The organism is uncultured Erythrobacter sp. (assembly GCF_947502395.1).
In the GTDB taxonomy this organism is placed as follows: Bacteria; Pseudomonadota; Alphaproteobacteria; order Sphingomonadales; family Sphingomonadaceae; genus Erythrobacter.
In genome coordinates, this window is the sequence record NZ_CANMZM010000001.1 from 1,081,245 (window position 1) to 1,097,015 (window position 15,771).

Sequence of the window (15,771 nt, forward strand, 5' to 3'; positions counted from 1 at the left end):
TTTCGAATCGAGAAGTCGGCAGTTTAGACGCATATTTCGAAGGTCAATCTTTGTTCAAAGTGGTGAAAGATCGATCCCCGACTTGACCCGAATCAAACAAGTCCCATGCTTATGAACATTCATTTGCAAGGGGTTGCTAAGTGGGTTTGTTAGAAATTGCGTCTGCCACCATGCGTGGCGGGGAGCGACGCATTGAAATCGCAGCGCAGAACACTGTGAATGCGGAAACGCCGGGCTACAAAGCCCAGATCGCGTTTAGTGAAGTGCAGGCAGGGGAAGACGCTTCGACTTCGGAGCTGAACGTCCCACAAACGCGTTCACAACAGAAAGCCACCCAGGGTGCCATTTTTGACACTGGGGAAACGCTTGATCTTGCGGTCGATGGCACAGGTTACTTTCTCGTTCGAGATGGCGACGATTACAGCCTCACACGAGCTGGCAAGTTCGGCATCGCGGCAGATGGGGCGCTAATCGATATTCAGGGGCGAATTCTTCAGTTGGCTTCTGGCGGTGATGCCACAACATCCACCTATCGAATGGAAGTACTTCCTGACGGAACGATGCTCGATGGAACAGCAGTAATGGGGACGATAGGGCTGTTTGAGCCTTCAAACCCAATGCTCGCTCGTAGTCTTAGCGACAGTGAGATTGCGGACCTGAACGAGGCTCAGAACAGCGAAATCCGCCAGGCTATGCTTGAGCGGTCAAATGTGACCTTATCCGACGAGATGGTCGAGCTGATGAAGGCCCAAAGGCAAGTGGAAAGCGGTGCTCAGATCATCCGCGCCTACGACCAATTGCTTGACCGAGCGATAAATACATTTGGACGGAGTGGATAATGAACGGTGCCTACGAAGTCGGGGCGGTTGCCCTTCGCGCTCAGCAAAGAGCTTTGGAAACCCACGCTAACAATGTGGCAAACATCAACACTCCGGGCTTCAAACGCGCCGAAGTGGAATTTTCAGAGATTGTCTCAACTCAAACCAATCCGTTGACCGAGAATGAGAGGCTAGCGCGCCAGTCTGCCGTTCAGAATGGCGGTGTACGTATGGCTACACGGATGGCGCTTTCCGATCATGGTGAGCTTCAACCCACCGGCTCGTCATTCGACATCGCAATCGACGGGTCCGGCTTTATCGAGCTGATGGGGCCGGATGGCGAAAGCCTGCTTTGGCGTGGCGGGAAATTAGAGGTTGACCGTGACGGCCTGCTGGCGGCCCAAAGCCTATCACCGTTGCGTGCCATGATCGCGGTGCCAGACGATACCCGAGCGCTAAGCATTGCCAACGATGGCACTGTTCAGGCGGAGATTGAAGGCGGAGAACTGCTTGAGCTTGGCCAGATCATGCTGGTGCGTCAGCAGGCGGATAGCGATCTCATCCCGCTCGGATCAGGCCAGTATCGCTTGGCAGAAGGTGCCTTCACAACGGACGCTGTGCCGGGCGAAGACGGAATTGGCTTCATTCGCCAAGGCATGATGGAACAATCCAACGTCGAGATGACCGAAGCGATGGTTGAGATGCTCATCCTTCAGCGTGCCTACGCCGCCAGCGCTCAGGTCATTCAGACCGCTGATCAGGTGGCCTCCATAACCAACAGCCTCAGTCGATAGACGAGCACGGGAGGGGGCGCACACATGGTTATCGGTCTTACAAGTCTGGCTTTGATGGCGATCGCTGACGTGCCGACGGAAGTGCATTTGCAGGACCGTCACGTCCGGCTGAGTGACCTTGCTGTGGTCACAACAGGCCACAATGATCCCATCATCGCACAGGTGCCGCGCGGTTCTTCAAGGCTGGAATTGGATCAGGACGCGGCGCACCAACTGATCCGCAATCGGTTGCCCATGGCTGCGGTGACACTCGCATTTAAAAATAGCGTTGTGCTGGTTGCTCCCGCCGCTTCCACCCTGCGCCGCCCGAGCCAGTGTTTTGTAGCGTCGAACCCGATAGCGGAGGGGGAGTTTGTCACCGCTTCGCTTGTCGCCGAGGCGCCTTGCGAGAACGGAGGGGCTGCTGAGATTGTCGGCTATGATCGCCAAGCACTTGCACCCGTCGCCAGGCAAACCATCGCCTCAGGTACTTATCTCGGCCCCATCCGGCCTGCCCGCGAACAGCGCCTTGCCAAAGGCAAAGAGGTGTTACTCGTAACGGGAGCTGGCCCGGTTACCATCACGCGCACAGTCACCACGATGCAGACGGCACGCGAAGGCAGCAACGTCTTTATCCGCACTAGCGACGGCGAAGTGTTTCCTGCCCCTGTTTCTCACATTGTCGAGGTTCAAGATAAATGAAGAAGTCTCTTCTCATAACCTTAGCCAGCGTGCCCTTGTTGATGTCACAGCCGCTTATCGCAGAGCAGCTATATGACAGGGACAATTGGGCAAATATGGCCGCCGACAACCGTGCGCATGAGGTTGGCGATATTGTCACCGTAGTCATATTTGAAAGTGCCAGTGCCACCAACCGGGTCGGCACGCGGTCTGGCAAAGACACCTCGCTCAACGGGAATTTTGGAGCTGGCGGGATCGACGAAAGCCTCAGTTTTGGGATCGGCAGCACTTATCGCGGCATTGGCGAAACCGAACGCTCTGATCGATTTGCTGCGAGCATGGCGGCGCACATCGTCGAAGTTTTGCCCAATGGGGACTTCATCATTGAAGGCGCGCAATACATGCTCGTGAATGGCGAGCATCGCGACATAGAGGTTCGCGGCCAAATCCGCCCAATCGACATCTCTCCTGACAACACCGTGATCTCCACCAGGCTGGCGAATGCTGAGATCAACTACGACGGAGAAGGCTTTGCGACCCGGAGCGCAAAGCCAGGGCTCCTCAACCGCATTTTTAGCTTTCTGGGGCTTTGACGATGAAGAAGCTTTGCCTCCTTATTGCTGCGATTGCCTCAATGACAGTCTTTGTGCCGTCCGGCGCATTAGCGCAGGACGTTTCGCTTACCGGCCTCGGCCGATTTGACGGCTGGCGAGAGAATTCTCTGATCGGATATGGCCTTGTCACAGGCCTGCCCGGAACTGGAGACACTCGTCGAAGCGAGGTTACCCGGCAGGCGTTGCGCAATGTGCTGCAGCGGCTTGGTACGACTGTCAGTGAAGAGCAGATCAACAGTCGCAACGTTGCTGTCGTGATCGTCACCGCCACGCTTCCCCCTTCTGCTAATCCAGGCGACCGGATGGATGCGATTGTGTCCTCCATTGGCGATGCACGTTCGCTTGCGGGAGGGACTTTGCTTATGACACCGTTGCTGGGCCCGGATCAAAAGCCCTACGCGCTCGCGCAAGGGTCACTGACGGTTGGCGGTTATGCCTTTGAAGCTGAGCTTGAGCGTCAGCAACGCAACTTTCCGACCACCGCGGTTCTGCCCGCCGGGGCCATGATTGAATATCCCGTTGAGGCCAGCATTCTAAAGGACAACGGTCAGATTTCTTTCCTGCTTTCCGAGGCCAGCTTCACCACTGCTGAGCGGATCGCCCAAGCGATCAATCGCAGCCAGGGGTTCCAGATCGCAGAAGTAAAGAACGCCGATGAAGTGACGATCCAGTTCCCCGGCACTCAGGCCGAATTGTCGCGCTTTATCGCGCAGCTCGAAAGCCTACGGATCGTGCCGGACCGGTTGGCGCGAATTGTGATCAATGAGCGCACAGGCACAATTGTTGCGGGTTCTGACGTTCGCATTTCAAGCGTCGTCATCAGCCAAGGTGATATCAAGGTTACCGTCAAGAGCGACAACGAAGCCAGCCAGCCCGGCTTTATCGGGGGCTTTGCCAATGACATTTCGAGCTTGATCGTAACCAATGTCGACCTGATGGTCGAAGAAGGCGAAAACGACACGGTTGCGAGCTTTCCTGACACTGATGTGGGGTCTCTTGTGCAAGGCTTATCGCAAGCACGAGTAGGCACGAGACGCATCATCTCCATCATGCAAGCGATGAAGGCCGCCGGTGCTCTTCATGCAGATATCATCATTCAATAACTCAGATCTGAGGGGGTCACATGTCCGAGATTTCACAAGCACTGGCGATCAAAGCGATGGACGCTTTGGCGATGCGTCAGACGGCCATAGCGCATAACATTGCCAATGCCGGTTCTGAAGTTTTTCAGCGCCGGGAGGTCAGCTTTGAGGACGCGCTTCGTGAAGCCGCCGAAGATGGCCCAGAAGCTGTGCGTTCGCTCGTCTTCAACATGGAAACGGACGGCCCGCGCATCTCAGGAGATGACGTTCGGCTCGATCTGGAAATGCAAAGCGCGTCTTCCACTGCAGGCCGTTATGCCGCCTTGGCGGACCTCCTGGGCCGGCAGATGCAGATCGCCAGAGCAGCCGTAAGAGGGGGTCAGTAGTCATGGAAGCCACACAGATCAGTCGTTCCGCGCTGGATGTCGAATGGCAGCGCCTTCAAGTGATTGCCACAAACTTGGCGAACATGAACACAACGCGCACTGGAAATGGTGAAACCTACACTGCCCAGCGTCTTGTGTCCGGTCCGGTTGCCGATTTTGGCGCCGAACTGCGGGCACAGGGCTCCGCCGATGCCCCACCAGAGCGCGGCGTTATGGTTTATCAGATTGCCCAAACCAACTCCGGCTCACGCCAGGTGTTTAATCCGGACCACCCGCACGCCAATGAAGATGGCTTCGTGAGCTATCCGAATATCTCACAGTCGGACGAGATGTCTCTGATGATCAAGACGCAACGTGCTTATCAGGCGAACCTTGTGGCTCTTCAGGCAGCGCAACGCATGTTCTCCTCAGCCCTCCAAGTGGGGAGACAATCATGAACGGTATCGAAGCTATTTCCTCTGTGACCTCTGCGACGCAGATTACGATGGGCAATCTCGGATCAAGCCAGGCAGCACAACTGCCAAATGCGGTACAACAATCCTCGGATCTTGCGACCTCGAACTTTGGCAAGATGATGAGCGACGGGATCGCCAATGTCGACGGCAAAGTCGCTCGGGCGGATGATCTGGTCGCGCGCTTCGTCGTCGATAACACAACGCCGATCCACCACGTGACTGTAGCTCTGGAAGAAGCCCGCATGGCGGTCGAATTGGCGACCCAAGTGCGCCAGCGTCTCACCGAAGGCTACCGTCAGCTTATGAACATGCAGCTCTAATCTGGCCAATTCTCTATGCTCGCTGAACCTCGTCAATTGCGTCTATTCATCCTACTGTTTTTGGGGATTATTGCCCTATTTGCGGCACTGTGGTTCTTTGTTCTTCGAACAGATTATGTGCCGATCTATGAGAACATTCGGGAAAGCGACGCATCTCAGATCGTGGCTGAACTGGATACCGCGGGGATAGCCTACCAGCTAGCCAATGACGGTCATGATATTCTCGTTCCCGAAGACGAAGCAGCCAATGCCCGCGTCGCAGTTGCGGGAGCGAACATCTCAATGGGCGGCACCACTGGGTTTGAACTGTTCAATGAGAATGAACTCGGCCTGACGGAGTTTGCGCAAAAGATAAACCTTCAGCGAGCAATCCAAGGCGAACTTTCTCGCACCATCATGATGATGAGTGGAGTTGAATTCGCCCGAGTGCATTTGGCAATGCCAGAGCGCACCCTCTTCCGGTCTGAGCAGGACAATCCCACCGCGGCGGTCACAGTCGAGATGGAACCAACCCAGCAACTCTCATCCGACCGGGTCGATGGCATACGGCAACTCGTGGCATCGTCGGTCCCTGGGCTCCTGCTTGCGGATGTGGTGGTTCTCAATGAAGCGGGTGGACTGATGGGCGTCCCCAACACTGGCGAGTTGAACTCGGGCTCCCCTGCCTCAAGTGAACGTGAGGCGGTGGAGCAGTTGGTCGCGATCCGGGCCCGCGGCGCGATCGCGGATGTTCTCCCCCAACAGCCATTTGACCTTCAGGTCTCCGCCTTTGATCAAGTGGCGAATGAAACCGCGGCCGTTGTTGATGAGGAAGGGCAGGAAACCACAAATTCTCAAACTGATAGTCGACGGATATTTGGCCTTGAAGATCGGTCCTTGCGTATCATGGTCAGAACTCCGCAAGAGCTGAGCCCGGAAGAACGTTCGATCATTTCCGATACTTTGACCGATGCAATCGCCCTCTCTGGCGCATCAGGAGATATGCTGGATTTCACCACTGGTGCGCTTGCCGCAGCAGATCAGCCGCCTCCTCGTACAGTTACAGAACAGGCACCTCCTTCTCCGCAAGGAGACTGGACGGCCAATTCTGATCCACTCACCAACATTGCAGGTCTCTCATGGCTGTGGCTGGCGATACCTCTTGGTATCGTTGTGCTGGCCCTGTTCGCCGCCCGCCCCCGTCGCAAGCTATCAGACGAGGAAGCTGACAGTTTTGCCGAGCTGCTCCGAAGCGCCAATTTGGAACGGGAGGCCAGCTAAGATGGATGAAGCGCAAGACCAGACCACGCAACTGATTGAACGGCTTTCAGCGCTGAGCGAAAAAGACAGAGAGGCCGTGCTTGGCAGAATGTCAGCCGACGAGCGTATCGGCGCTGAGAACGCACTCGATCAGTTTATCGAAGCTGAGCGCCTCGAAGAAGAGCGCCAGAAGCGCATTGATCGACAATTCCTTGGCTACTCTCCCTGGCTCGCGTCACTCGTCGAGAAATCCCAAAACAGCGCGCCAATTGGCATGAGCCAAACCTGCTCCAATGCGCTTTGGGAAATTCATTCAGCCAAAGTCGGTTCAGGCATGAACATACCGCGCACCGGTTGGCGCGGCATGGTTGAACGGGTCAATAAATGGCTCGCCACCAATGGGGGGCAGCGCGCATGAGCATCGTGAAAGCAGCGCACTCAACAAACTCCGTAACACAGAATTACGAGTTTAGCGCACCTGTCCGCGATTTGCCGCCAGAAGCAGTCAGCAAGCCTATCGAGGCAAAGACTGCGGTGGGCGTTGCGCCATCACAGGACCAGTCATTGGCGAAAGAGGACCATTTCCTTGACCAGATTGCTGCGCTTGAAAAAGCGCTAAGTGAAAAGGAGAAGGAGATAACCGCCGCAGAGTCCGCGGCTTATAAGGAAGGATTCAAAGCCGGGGAGAAAGCCGCAGATTCAAAGTCCGAGGAGGCCATAGAACTGCTGAAAGCAAGCCTTTCGCAAAGCGAAAAGGGTCTCAAAGAGAGTCTCAACAACCAAGTCGAGGCTGGCATCGCAATAAGCCGGGCAATTCTTGGCAACATCCTTGGCAACAGGTTTGAGATGCCTGCACATGTGGTGAGTGCAGCGACACATTGGAAAAGTGAACTCGCGGCGGGCTCAGTCCTTGGGTTGCGCGTGTCAGCTGATGACTTTCCCGACAAGGGTGCGCTTGATGCCCTATCCCAAGAGTTCCCAAGCGTCGAAATAGTGTCGCAGTCGGACCTGAAATCAGGCGCTTGCTTTTTCGATTTGAAACTCGGCTCGCTCGACGCGTCCATCGATCGGCAGCTTGGAAGCGCAATCGGCTTCCTTGATCGAGCAGTGCAAAGTCCTGAGCAAAGATGATAAGAGCGAGCGCCCTCCTTGAAACTGCCAAAGCAGTGCAATTCGCCGATTTCACTGGGCAAATCATCGCGATTGGGCAGAAATCGTTCAGCGCAAATGGGCCGCTTTGTCAGGTTGGCGATGTCTGCTCGATTGGCACCAACGAGTCTCCTCCCTTGGCCGAAGTTGTTGCGGTGGAAGAAGGCCGGGTTGAGATGGTCCCGCTTGGCGATATGCAGGAAGTTCGTCCGGGCGGCACGGTCACCCTCAACCGCGACCATTCAGATTTTGCGGTGGGTGATCAATTCGAAGGCCGGGCAGTCAATGCGTTTGGCGAACCAATTGATGACAAACCGAGCATTCTTGCAACTAAGACACCGCTGCGCGCCGGCCAAACAAGCATGGCCAAAACGATCGTCGCCAAGAGAGTAGAAACGGGCATCCGCGCTATCGACACGCTTTTGCCTCTTGCTGAAGGACAACGCATTGGGATCTTCGCAGCAAGCGGTGTGGGCAAGACGACTTTAGTCGAGCAGCTCTCCTCAAGAGTAGCCTGTGACAAGGTGGTCATCTGCCTCATTGGTGAACGCGGTCGCGAGGTGGAGCGCCTCTGGAATATCAACACGGAGGCCGATAGCAAGGTCCCCGTCACATTGGTCGCCGCAACGTCCGATGAAGCACCAAGTGTGCGCATTCGCGCCATGAAGCAGGCGCTGGCATTGTGCGAATACTGGCGTGAACGGGGTGAGCACGTCGTGCTTTTTGTGGACTCAGTAACGCGCCTTGCCATGGCCTTGCGCGATATTGGTCTCGCTGCAGGAGAGCCGCCGGCACTGCGATCTTACACTCCAAATGTATTTACCGCCCTTCCCGATTTCGTCGAACGGTGCGGTGCGATTGCAGGCAAGGGTGCGATAACTGCAGTCTTTACTGTGCTGAGCGAAACCGATGATGTCGATGACCCTATCGTCGAGACCATGCGTTCCTTACTCGACGGACATATTGTCCTTTCCCGAAAACTGGCAGAACGAGGACATTTCCCCGCGATAGACGTTCGCGCCTCAATCAGCCGAGTGGCCGATCAGGTTCTTGATTCTAAACAACAAGAAAGCGCGCGGAACCTAAAGGCAAATGTAGCGGTCTTTGAGGAAGCCCGTGCCATGATTGAAAGTGGCATTTACCAATCCGGTGGAAGTGAAGAAATCGACCGTGCTGTTTCCCTTTGGCCAAAGATCCAGCAATTTCTAATGCAATCGGGCGCTTCGCCGAGCTCTCTTTCTGCGAGTGACGGAGCTTTGCAGCAGTGTTTGATTGGGGGTGCCTCACTGTGACCTCTTCTCAAACATTAGCCGACCTAAGAAGGCTCCAATCCTTGCGTGAGCAACAAAGCAAAGCCGAGCATGCTCGTGCTGTTTGTGAGGAAAGAACCGCAGCTAAGGCGTCCAGCGATGCCGAAGCAGAGCTTACAGCCCAGTATCATGCGCTTGACCACTATGCGGCGCAGGGCAAATTCCAGATCGAGCAATTTCAGATCTTCTCTCAGCTGATAACCAACACCGAAACTAAGCTTCAGAAGCGACGTGAGGTGCACGCTGATGCAAAAGACAAAGAGACCACCGCAAGACAAAACCGCATCAAGGCAGAGCGACAGTCAGAACACCTCGCTGATCGCTATTGCGCGGTATTGCGCAAGGAACGCCGCAAGAAAGAGGATGGCGCAGCGCGCGAATTTCTCTCTCAAGTAGCCGCGTCAAAGGGAACTCAAGCATGAGTAATATCGGATGGCTTCCTCCAAAACATAGCCCCTTCGGAACCACGCAAGCAGCACCGCAGCCGCAGAGGGCCGAGCGAAACGGGGGCAGTGGAAGTAAATTTGCGGCGTTCTTGAATGGCGACGCGCAGGGCAAAAATCGGGCTGAACAAACTCAAGAAAGCCGAGGAACTAGCCAGAGCGTCCCTCCGAGCATCTCTCAAAGCGCCGTCAATCGCGATGAGGCTGGCGCCCAAGTTGGGCTGAATTCACCAACGATGCTTGAAGATCAGGCGAGTTACAGAGCAGCTCCAGATGTGAGTGACAATGCGATTGCCTTTAGCGCTCGCCCAATTGTGGGCCCTGCTTCCTTTAGCCATACTCCTGAAACCATTTCTGCTCCGATCAATGGGATCGATAGCCCCGAGTTCGCTGCCATGCGCGCGGAAATTGTCGGCTCATTTGGCATTATAGACGGCCATAGGGTGTTCAACCAATACTCGAACGCGACACCAGCAGGCCTCTTCGAACCAGCAGCTACTCGAACAACGCCTGTGCCTGGATATGCAATCGCGGCGACGTCAGGTCTTCAATCCGCGCAAGTTGCTGCACCTGGTCTAGCGCAAATTGGGAGTAGTTCGGCCAAAGCGAGCGCTGGGCAAGAGCAAAGCACACGTGCTGCATCCAGAACAGCTAACGCCGCGCCAATACAATCTCTACAAATGTGGTCTGCACAAAATTCAGCATTTGCCCAATTGCTCGCAAGTCCATCGGAATACCGTGTGATGATAAGGGGCGCACGCCTCAGCGAACAGCAGCGCGACCAAGTCATGCGCGCAGTGCGCAGCGGACTTTCCGAATTCGGACTGCCTTCAAAGCCTCTCGAGGTCTTCGAACAGGAAGGCCAAAGATAAAATGCAAGAAGCACCGCCCATTGGCCCCGGCTCACCCGTCAATCAACCTCAGACCCCTGCGGTCGATCCGGGGAGCGCGACTGATCAGTTTGGCCTGAGCTTCGAAAGCCTTCTCCAGATCGTGCTTACGCAGCTGACTTTCCAAGATCCGTTGGAACCAATGGACAACTTTGAATTTGTCTCTCAGCTGGCGCAGTTCTCACAGATCCAACTCAGCCAAGAGACCAACGACAATCTTGAACGTCTGGTCGCTGCACAAACTACCAGCCAAGGCTCGGCCGTGCTTGGCCAGACGGTCGACGTATCGGCGGGTGCCAGCACCATAAGCGGCGTTGTACGCGCAGTCGCGTTTGAAGACGGGACCGGAACCATCACTCTTGAAACACCAACGGGGCAGACGATCAGCGGACTGCCTCTCGCAAATATTTCACAAATCAGGGAGACCCCATAATGTTTGGAGCAATCTATATTGGGCTGTCTGGGCTTGGGTCCTATTCCGATGGCCTGCAAGCGGTCAGCAACAATGTCAGCAACCTGAATACAGTGGGATTCAAGGCCAATGACGTAACGTTTCAGAACGTCTTCGGCGCTGGTAGCCAGGGTGGGCTTGAATTTGGCAATTCACCCAAAGGAAGCGGCTACGGCGTGAGTCTGGACGAGTTATCGATTAACTTTAGTCAGGGTGAACTACGCCAGACCGGTCGCGATCTTGACCTGTCGATCGATGGTAATGGTTTCTTTGTTCTAATCGATGGCGATCAACAATTCTTCGCGCGAACCGGTAGCTTCGTCGTCGATGACGAAGGGTTCATTGTTCTCCAGAATACAGATTTCCGCCTTGGCGTGCTTGATGAGGAAGGCCGTCCAAAAGAGCTTAATATCGATGAATTTCGCACCGATCCTCCTGAAGCCACCACTCGTGTGACATTTGCCGATAACCTCTCATCTACAGCCGACGATTTCACAATTCCCGATCTCACCGTTTTTGGCCCCAATGGGGAGGAGAATAATTGGACGGTTCAATTTGAACGCGATCAGGATGAAGTGGACACCTGGACCGTCACTGTCACAAATGGATCGGGCACAGAGCTGGGCAGCGAGACGTTGATATTTGCGAATGGTGAAGTGTCTGGCGATACAACAGAACTCTCCTTCGAAGATGAAGATGAAGGCCTCAGCGTAACATTCGATTTTTCCGAGGGCGTCACAAGCTTCTCATCCGGAACGGTGTCCTCATTGCGTGCGAGCGATGTGGAAGGGCACAGCACTGGTTCATTGGCAACTCTTGCTGTCAATGAACAAGGCCAGTTGGAAATCACATATACCAACGAAGAAACGCTCGAACTTGGATCGGTCGCCCTTGCTGATTTTCGCGATCCGCAATCGTTGGAGCAACGTGGCAATGCACTTTTTGAGTTCAATGGCTTTGGCCAAGTCCAGTTCTTGGGTGCAGAAGACACACGCGTAGGATCAATCCTGTCACGAAGGCTCGAGGCTTCGAACGTTGATCTGGGCAACCAGTTCGGCGACCTTATCCTGATCCAGCGTGGCTTCCAAGCGAGCAGCCAGATCATCTCGGTCTCCAACGATATGATCCAACAGTTGTTCGGCATTCGTGGGCAGGGCTAGGGATGATGCAAGCTTGGTTACCTGATGCCTGCCTCACCACGCGCAGAGCAGCGCAGCCGATTTCAGATGTGGTGCAAGGCTGGGCTGCAGATTGGTTCAAAACTTCGCCGTGGCAAGCGCTTGGCAACTGGGACGAAGCGTCCCCGCAAATGTCACAAGACCACAAGACTTTGGGCCGAGCAAAAGGGCTTGAGCTAACGGGGAAACCGGACGCAGTAATTGCACTGGCGTTGGCCATCCTTGGTGCCGAGGAAGAGACACTGTCTACCAGCGAAGACAAGGATCTGGCCACCAAGCTCGGAAAGCGTGCCTTGAGCGATTTGGAAAAGCGGATTGCCGACTTCCTTCCTCAAGAAGCAGACGCCTCAACATCTCGGTTCTCTACCATATTTCCGCGCGTCTTCTCGCTCCTCATCGGGCCGTTAGGCAAGGCGCAAATCGCGCTTGAGTGCTCGCTCCCGCAGCTCGTTATGATTACGGGCGCAACGTATCCCACGACGCAACAACGCTGCGAATTGGAAAGCGCAACAAAAGCTATTGATGAACTCACTGTCGGCGTTTCAGCCCGGCTCGGGTCAGCAGCGATAACGCTCAAAGAGTTGGCCGGTCTCGAGAAGGGAGACTTGCTTCTCCTCGATACAAAGCCCGACGACACGGCCGAGTTGATTATTGAGGGACAGCGCTCCTCACTTGCCTTCGTGATCAGCGAAACCGGCACACAATACACTTTGGAATTTCAGGAAGAAAAATGACACAAGACTCTGAAAATACACCCGAAAAAGAGGGATCCAAGACTCCCGGAAATAACGCGAAAAGCACTGACCCGGTGGAACTTGTCGATCACGTGTCTGTCGATTGCGAAGCCCTCCTTGGCTCGGGCGAGATGACGATTGGCCAGCTTTCCAAACTGTCCAAAGGCGATGTGATCACCCTCAACCGCACTCCAGTTGACCCGGTTGATATCCGGGTCAACGGCAAGACCATTGCTCGCGGCGAAATCGTGACCGTTGATGACCGCTTCGCGATCCGGCTGACAGAGATAGGTTGAGCAAGCGGACCTAAGGTAAGAATGGGCAATTCAATCATCTCAACCGCTACTCTGATGTCCTTGGGCTCGTTCCAAGGCAGTGCACCAGACATCCCCTGGATTCGGATCGCTCTGGTGATGATCTTGTGCATATTCCTTGCCTTTGCGGCGGTGGGCTTCTTGCGCATTCGCTATGGGCTTCCGTTTTTGCCTGATCGCTTTACCAATCCGATTACAAGTGCAGGCATTGTGCCGGACCCGGCGCAAGAAAAGCTCGCGATCATAAACCGTTTGGCGACAGGCCCTTCAAGCCAGATTATTGTGCTTGCGCGCGACGAGCAGCGCTATCTGTTGCATATCTCCCAAAGCGGCGCGACGGTAATAGATCGATACACCGTTGGCACGACAGATTCTCCTGCTTCCCATGGGGATGCGAAATGATCCGGTTCGCAAGTCTTTTGGCCGTCGCACTGATGAGCCTTGCGCTGCCTTCGTCCGTGCTGGCTGCGACCTCGCCCCTCGCGGAAGCGGTAGGACCCGTGATTGCTCCCAGCACGGCTGGCGAAACCGAAGTAACACGTACCGCACTGCTGCTGGGCTTGTTGGCTGTAATCCCGGCTCTCATCGTCAGCACAACCAGCTTCATTCGCATCGTCATTGTTCTCGCCATGGTGCGTCACGCCTTCGGCATGCCTCAAACACCGCCCAATATCGTATTGGTGAGCCTTGCTCTGTTTATGAGTGCGTTCTTGATGGGGCCAACTTTTGACAGGGTGAATGATGAAGCGCTCACACCTTTTCTTGATGGCAGCGCAACGACCACCCAATCGCTTGAGAACGCATCCGAGCCGATGAAGGAATTCATGCTTCGTCATACGAGAGAGAGCGATATTGAGATGGTCTATTCGATCTCGCGTACGCCATTGCCGGAGACCGCAGACGACATCGAGATCTTAAAACTCATCCCTGCCTTTGTGATGAACGAACTGCGCGTCGCATTCACCATCGGTTTTGTGATTATGCTGCCGTTCCTTCTGATTGATCTCGTGGTGGCCTCAATTCTCTTGTCGCTTGGTATGATGATGGTTCCACCACAGACCATATCATTGCCAATCAAAGTGCTGATGTTTGTCCTGATCGATGGTTGGAGCCTCGTGCTCCAGGGCTTGATAGGGAGCTTCGTGTGACGGCACTGAGGTCGGGCGACGGCTTGCGCTTGTTGATTGATGACCAGCGCGAAGAGGCAGCCGAGTGGCGCCGCTTACGCTCAACCGCACCTGGCGACGCACGAAAAGCCCTATTTGCGCGTTACCGAGAATTCACTCGGCGCACGGCATTAAAGGAATTTGGCCGTATCGTTGGTATGGGCCTTGAAAGCTCTGACTGTGTGCACGAGGCTTATGAGGCATTACTTGCATCAATTGAGCGTTTTGACCCAGATCGCGGTATCGCATTTACGATTTATGCAAGGCCTCGCATAAGAGGCGCTATCCGCAACGCGCTTGCAAAAGCGACGGAAGCGCGCGCTTCGTTCAATGCTCGCAAACGCGCTGAGCGTGACAGGCTTACCTCATTGAAGCGCAAGAACAAGACGGGTTCAGAAGAGGAGCAGATGGAAGCGTTGCGCGAAGTAGTGGTAGGGATGGCATTGGGCTTTATCCTCGAAGACAACGCCGACGAAGAGGCCAACAACGTCGCAAGCGAAGCGCCGTCAGCATTTGATGGCGCAGCGTGGAAGCAGATGGCAAATGCGCTCAGCGAGAAGCTTGCCAATCTTCCAGACCCCGAACATAGCGTGATGGATTACCATTATAAACAAGGGCTTCGCTTTGCCGAGATCGCGTCTCTCCTGGGCCTATCACGTGGAAGGATCTCTCAGATTCACTCCAAAGCGCTCGCGCGGATGCGCAAGTCGATTGCCAAGTTTCGATAGAGGACAACAAGCCGATGGCAGAACAACTCGCACCAGATAGTGAAATGGAGAAGCTCGTCGCCGCGCTGTCCGCGAGCGATGGAGACGACATTGGTTCAATCGACATTCTGTTGAGTGAATACCCGAACGATCCACGTCTCCATTTCATGCGCGGCTCAATTCTTGCGGGCCAGGCAGATCATATCAAAGCCCATGAATCACTATCCCGGGCGGTCGAGATTGCCCCTGAATACGCCATTGCCCGATATCAATTGGGCTTCTTCGAGCTAACGAGTGGCGAAGCCGACCGTGCGCTCGCCACCTGGGGGCCGATACTAAGAGCACCCAAGGACAATTATCTTCGCGTCTTTGTTGAAGGCATGGTTCACGTCATTCGTGACGAGTTTTCAGAAGCCATCGCCAAGTTTGAGAATGGGATTTCCCTCAATCAGGAGAACCTCCCCATGAACGGGGATATCGAACTTCTGATGCGCGAACTGAAAGCCAAAATGGATGCCGGAGCGGGGGGGAACAACGCCTTGGACAAAAAGAGCAACGACGATGCCAGTGCAACCTCGGCAGCCTCCCTCTTGCTGGGCCAGCTCGGCGGCAACCCGACTAAACACTAAGAGCCAGCGCGCAATGCTCCTCATCACGCCTTCATTGTCCAGCGCTTACGGGCGGCGCATGTCATGACCCGGATCACAAATTCGGATCAGGTGATCGCCGCAATACGTGCGCAGCTCCAGCGAATGGCCAAGCGAACAAAGGCCGACGCAACCTCAAAAACGGCTAAACCCGAAGCGAAGTCCATGAGTACCCGCCAGATGGTGGATGCACTGGCAGCAATCGAGGGCCTATCTGAGGAAGATTTCACGCGCGGCTTTGTCCGCGCGCTCCTGACCGAAGAGTTTGGCGAAAGCCTGGCCAATTCACCCGGTTTTCAAAGCGTAATTGACCGCACCGCAAACAGCATCGCGAGTGACAGAGAAGTGAGAGCCATGTTGGACAACTTGCGACGAGGCAAAGCTTAGAAAAGCGCTCAATCTCCCCCAACTTCT

23 protein-coding genes are annotated in these 15,771 nt (G+C 55.0%); all 23 read left to right on the forward strand.

Features of this window, described 5'->3' with window-relative positions; genetic code table 11:
- The first annotated feature begins 140 nt into the window (after positions 1 to 140).
- Positions 141 to 839, forward strand: a complete 699-nt coding sequence (locus tag Q0778_RS05115) for a flagellar hook-basal body complex protein (RefSeq protein ID WP_298303635.1) — start codon at positions 141 to 143, stop codon at positions 837 to 839.
- The gene (locus Q0778_RS05120) at positions 839 to 1,612 is read left to right on the forward strand and encodes a flagellar hook basal-body protein (RefSeq protein ID WP_298303633.1); all 774 of its coding nucleotides are present in this window, start codon (positions 839 to 841) and stop codon (positions 1,610 to 1,612) included. Before Q0778_RS05115 ends, Q0778_RS05120 begins: the two co-directional genes overlap by 1 nt.
- 24 nt (positions 1,613 to 1,636) lie before the next feature.
- Entirely contained in the window at positions 1,637 to 2,293 is a 657-nt protein-coding gene (locus tag Q0778_RS05125) for a hypothetical protein (protein WP_298334511.1), read from the forward strand.
- The gene (locus tag Q0778_RS05130) at positions 2,290 to 2,865 is read left to right on the forward strand and encodes a flagellar basal body L-ring protein FlgH (protein ID WP_298303628.1); all 576 of its coding nucleotides are present in this window, start codon (positions 2,290 to 2,292) and stop codon (positions 2,863 to 2,865) included. Before Q0778_RS05125 ends, Q0778_RS05130 begins: the two co-directional genes overlap by 4 nt.
- A 2-nt stretch (positions 2,866 to 2,867) precedes the next feature.
- On the forward strand, positions 2,868 to 3,989 hold the full coding sequence (locus Q0778_RS05135) for a flagellar basal body P-ring protein FlgI (RefSeq protein WP_298303626.1): 1,122 nt from the start codon (positions 2,868 to 2,870) through the stop codon (positions 3,987 to 3,989).
- Positions 3,990 to 4,009: 20 nt separating this feature from the next.
- Complete coding sequence (locus Q0778_RS05140; RefSeq protein WP_298303624.1) at positions 4,010 to 4,354, forward strand: hypothetical protein; 345 nt, start codon at positions 4,010 to 4,012, stop codon at positions 4,352 to 4,354.
- Positions 4,355 to 4,356: 2 nt separating this feature from the next.
- Entirely contained in the window at positions 4,357 to 4,791 is a 435-nt protein-coding gene (gene flgC, locus Q0778_RS05145; RefSeq protein ID WP_298303621.1) for a flagellar basal body rod protein FlgC, read from the forward strand.
- Entirely contained in the window at positions 4,788 to 5,129 is a 342-nt protein-coding gene (locus Q0778_RS05150; RefSeq protein WP_298303619.1) for a flagellar hook-basal body complex protein FliE, read from the forward strand. The genes flgC and Q0778_RS05150 overlap by 4 nt, the downstream gene beginning before the upstream one ends.
- Before the next feature lie 15 nt (positions 5,130 to 5,144).
- Positions 5,145 to 6,389, forward strand: coding sequence for a flagellar basal-body MS-ring/collar protein FliF (gene fliF, locus Q0778_RS05155; RefSeq protein WP_298334513.1), 1,245 nt, complete (start codon positions 5,145 to 5,147; stop codon positions 6,387 to 6,389).
- A 1-nt stretch (position 6,390) separates the two neighbouring features.
- Positions 6,391 to 6,786, forward strand: a complete 396-nt coding sequence (locus Q0778_RS05160) for a hypothetical protein (protein ID WP_298334515.1) — start codon at positions 6,391 to 6,393, stop codon at positions 6,784 to 6,786.
- Positions 6,783 to 7,499 (forward strand): hypothetical protein, encoded by a 717-nt coding sequence (locus Q0778_RS05165; protein ID WP_298334517.1) that lies wholly within the window; start codon positions 6,783 to 6,785, stop codon positions 7,497 to 7,499. The genes Q0778_RS05160 and Q0778_RS05165 overlap by 4 nt, the downstream gene beginning before the upstream one ends.
- Before the next feature lie 35 nt (positions 7,500 to 7,534).
- A complete protein-coding gene (locus tag Q0778_RS05170) occupies positions 7,535 to 8,809 on the forward strand; it encodes a FliI/YscN family ATPase (RefSeq protein ID WP_298334519.1) in 1,275 nt (424 codons plus the stop codon).
- Positions 8,810 to 8,850: 41 nt separating this feature from the next.
- The gene (locus Q0778_RS05175; RefSeq protein ID WP_298334521.1) at positions 8,851 to 9,249 is read left to right on the forward strand and encodes a hypothetical protein; all 399 of its coding nucleotides are present in this window, start codon (positions 8,851 to 8,853) and stop codon (positions 9,247 to 9,249) included.
- A gap of 296 nt (positions 9,250 to 9,545) precedes the next feature.
- Positions 9,546 to 10,142, forward strand: a complete 597-nt coding sequence (locus Q0778_RS05180) for a hypothetical protein (protein ID WP_298334523.1) — start codon at positions 9,546 to 9,548, stop codon at positions 10,140 to 10,142.
- Position 10,143: 1 nt separating this feature from the next.
- A complete protein-coding gene (locus tag Q0778_RS05185) occupies positions 10,144 to 10,593 on the forward strand; it encodes a flagellar hook capping FlgD N-terminal domain-containing protein (protein WP_298303605.1) in 450 nt (149 codons plus the stop codon).
- Complete coding sequence (locus Q0778_RS05190) at positions 10,593 to 11,771, forward strand: flagellar hook-basal body complex protein (RefSeq protein ID WP_298334524.1); 1,179 nt, start codon at positions 10,593 to 10,595, stop codon at positions 11,769 to 11,771. The genes Q0778_RS05185 and Q0778_RS05190 overlap by 1 nt, the downstream gene beginning before the upstream one ends.
- A gap of 2 nt (positions 11,772 to 11,773) precedes the next feature.
- Complete coding sequence (locus tag Q0778_RS05195) at positions 11,774 to 12,523, forward strand: FliM/FliN family flagellar motor C-terminal domain-containing protein (protein WP_298303601.1); 750 nt, start codon at positions 11,774 to 11,776, stop codon at positions 12,521 to 12,523.
- Entirely contained in the window at positions 12,520 to 12,819 is a 300-nt protein-coding gene (locus Q0778_RS05200) for a FliM/FliN family flagellar motor switch protein (protein WP_298303599.1), read from the forward strand. Before Q0778_RS05195 ends, Q0778_RS05200 begins: the two co-directional genes overlap by 4 nt.
- A gap of 21 nt (positions 12,820 to 12,840) precedes the next feature.
- Entirely contained in the window at positions 12,841 to 13,239 is a 399-nt protein-coding gene (locus Q0778_RS05205) for a hypothetical protein (RefSeq protein ID WP_298334526.1), read from the forward strand.
- On the forward strand, positions 13,236 to 13,985 hold the full coding sequence (gene fliP / locus Q0778_RS05210; RefSeq protein ID WP_298303595.1) for a flagellar type III secretion system pore protein FliP: 750 nt from the start codon (positions 13,236 to 13,238) through the stop codon (positions 13,983 to 13,985). Before Q0778_RS05205 ends, fliP begins: the two co-directional genes overlap by 4 nt.
- Positions 13,982 to 14,731, forward strand: a complete 750-nt coding sequence (locus Q0778_RS05215; RefSeq protein ID WP_298303593.1) for a sigma-70 family RNA polymerase sigma factor — start codon at positions 13,982 to 13,984, stop codon at positions 14,729 to 14,731. Before fliP ends, Q0778_RS05215 begins: the two co-directional genes overlap by 4 nt.
- A 14-nt stretch (positions 14,732 to 14,745) precedes the next feature.
- Positions 14,746 to 15,339 carry a hypothetical protein gene (locus Q0778_RS05220; protein WP_298303591.1) on the forward strand — a complete coding sequence of 198 codons (594 nt, stop codon included), beginning with the start codon at positions 14,746 to 14,748 and terminating at the stop codon, positions 15,337 to 15,339.
- Between the two features lie 63 nt (positions 15,340 to 15,402).
- Positions 15,403 to 15,744 (forward strand): hypothetical protein, encoded by a 342-nt coding sequence (locus Q0778_RS05225; protein ID WP_298303589.1) that lies wholly within the window; start codon positions 15,403 to 15,405, stop codon positions 15,742 to 15,744.
- The last annotated feature ends 27 nt before the right edge of the window (positions 15,745 to 15,771 follow it).

Excerpts from the sequence above, each read along its gene's own strand:
- Q0778_RS05120 (WP_298303633.1), top strand. The coding sequence starts at position 839 with ATGAACGGTGCCTACGAAGTCGGGGCGGTTGCCCTTCGCGCTCAGCAA.
- Q0778_RS05125 (WP_298334511.1), top strand. The coding sequence starts at position 1,637 with ATGGTTATCGGTCTTACAAGTCTGGCTTTGATGGCGATCGCTGACGTG.
- Q0778_RS05130 (WP_298303628.1), top strand. The coding sequence starts at position 2,290 with ATGAAGAAGTCTCTTCTCATAACCTTAGCCAGCGTGCCCTTGTTGATG.
- Q0778_RS05135 (WP_298303626.1), top strand. The coding sequence starts at position 2,868 with ATGAAGAAGCTTTGCCTCCTTATTGCTGCGATTGCCTCAATGACAGTC.
- Q0778_RS05140 (WP_298303624.1), top strand. The coding sequence starts at position 4,010 with ATGTCCGAGATTTCACAAGCACTGGCGATCAAAGCGATGGACGCTTTG.
- flgC (WP_298303621.1), top strand. The coding sequence starts at position 4,357 with ATGGAAGCCACACAGATCAGTCGTTCCGCGCTGGATGTCGAATGGCAG.
- Q0778_RS05150 (WP_298303619.1), top strand. The coding sequence starts at position 4,788 with ATGAACGGTATCGAAGCTATTTCCTCTGTGACCTCTGCGACGCAGATT.
- fliF (WP_298334513.1), top strand. The coding sequence starts at position 5,145 with ATGCTCGCTGAACCTCGTCAATTGCGTCTATTCATCCTACTGTTTTTG.
- Q0778_RS05160 (WP_298334515.1), top strand. The coding sequence starts at position 6,391 with ATGGATGAAGCGCAAGACCAGACCACGCAACTGATTGAACGGCTTTCA.
- Q0778_RS05165 (WP_298334517.1), top strand. The coding sequence starts at position 6,783 with ATGAGCATCGTGAAAGCAGCGCACTCAACAAACTCCGTAACACAGAAT.
- Q0778_RS05185 (WP_298303605.1), top strand. The coding sequence starts at position 10,144 with ATGCAAGAAGCACCGCCCATTGGCCCCGGCTCACCCGTCAATCAACCT.
- Q0778_RS05190 (WP_298334524.1), top strand. The coding sequence starts at position 10,593 with ATGTTTGGAGCAATCTATATTGGGCTGTCTGGGCTTGGGTCCTATTCC.
- Q0778_RS05195 (WP_298303601.1), top strand. The coding sequence starts at position 11,774 with ATGATGCAAGCTTGGTTACCTGATGCCTGCCTCACCACGCGCAGAGCA.
- Q0778_RS05200 (WP_298303599.1), top strand. The coding sequence starts at position 12,520 with ATGACACAAGACTCTGAAAATACACCCGAAAAAGAGGGATCCAAGACT.
- Q0778_RS05205 (WP_298334526.1), top strand. The coding sequence starts at position 12,841 with ATGGGCAATTCAATCATCTCAACCGCTACTCTGATGTCCTTGGGCTCG.
- fliP (WP_298303595.1), top strand. The coding sequence starts at position 13,236 with ATGATCCGGTTCGCAAGTCTTTTGGCCGTCGCACTGATGAGCCTTGCG.
- Q0778_RS05220 (WP_298303591.1), top strand. The coding sequence starts at position 14,746 with ATGGCAGAACAACTCGCACCAGATAGTGAAATGGAGAAGCTCGTCGCC.
- Q0778_RS05225 (WP_298303589.1), top strand. The coding sequence starts at position 15,403 with ATGACCCGGATCACAAATTCGGATCAGGTGATCGCCGCAATACGTGCG.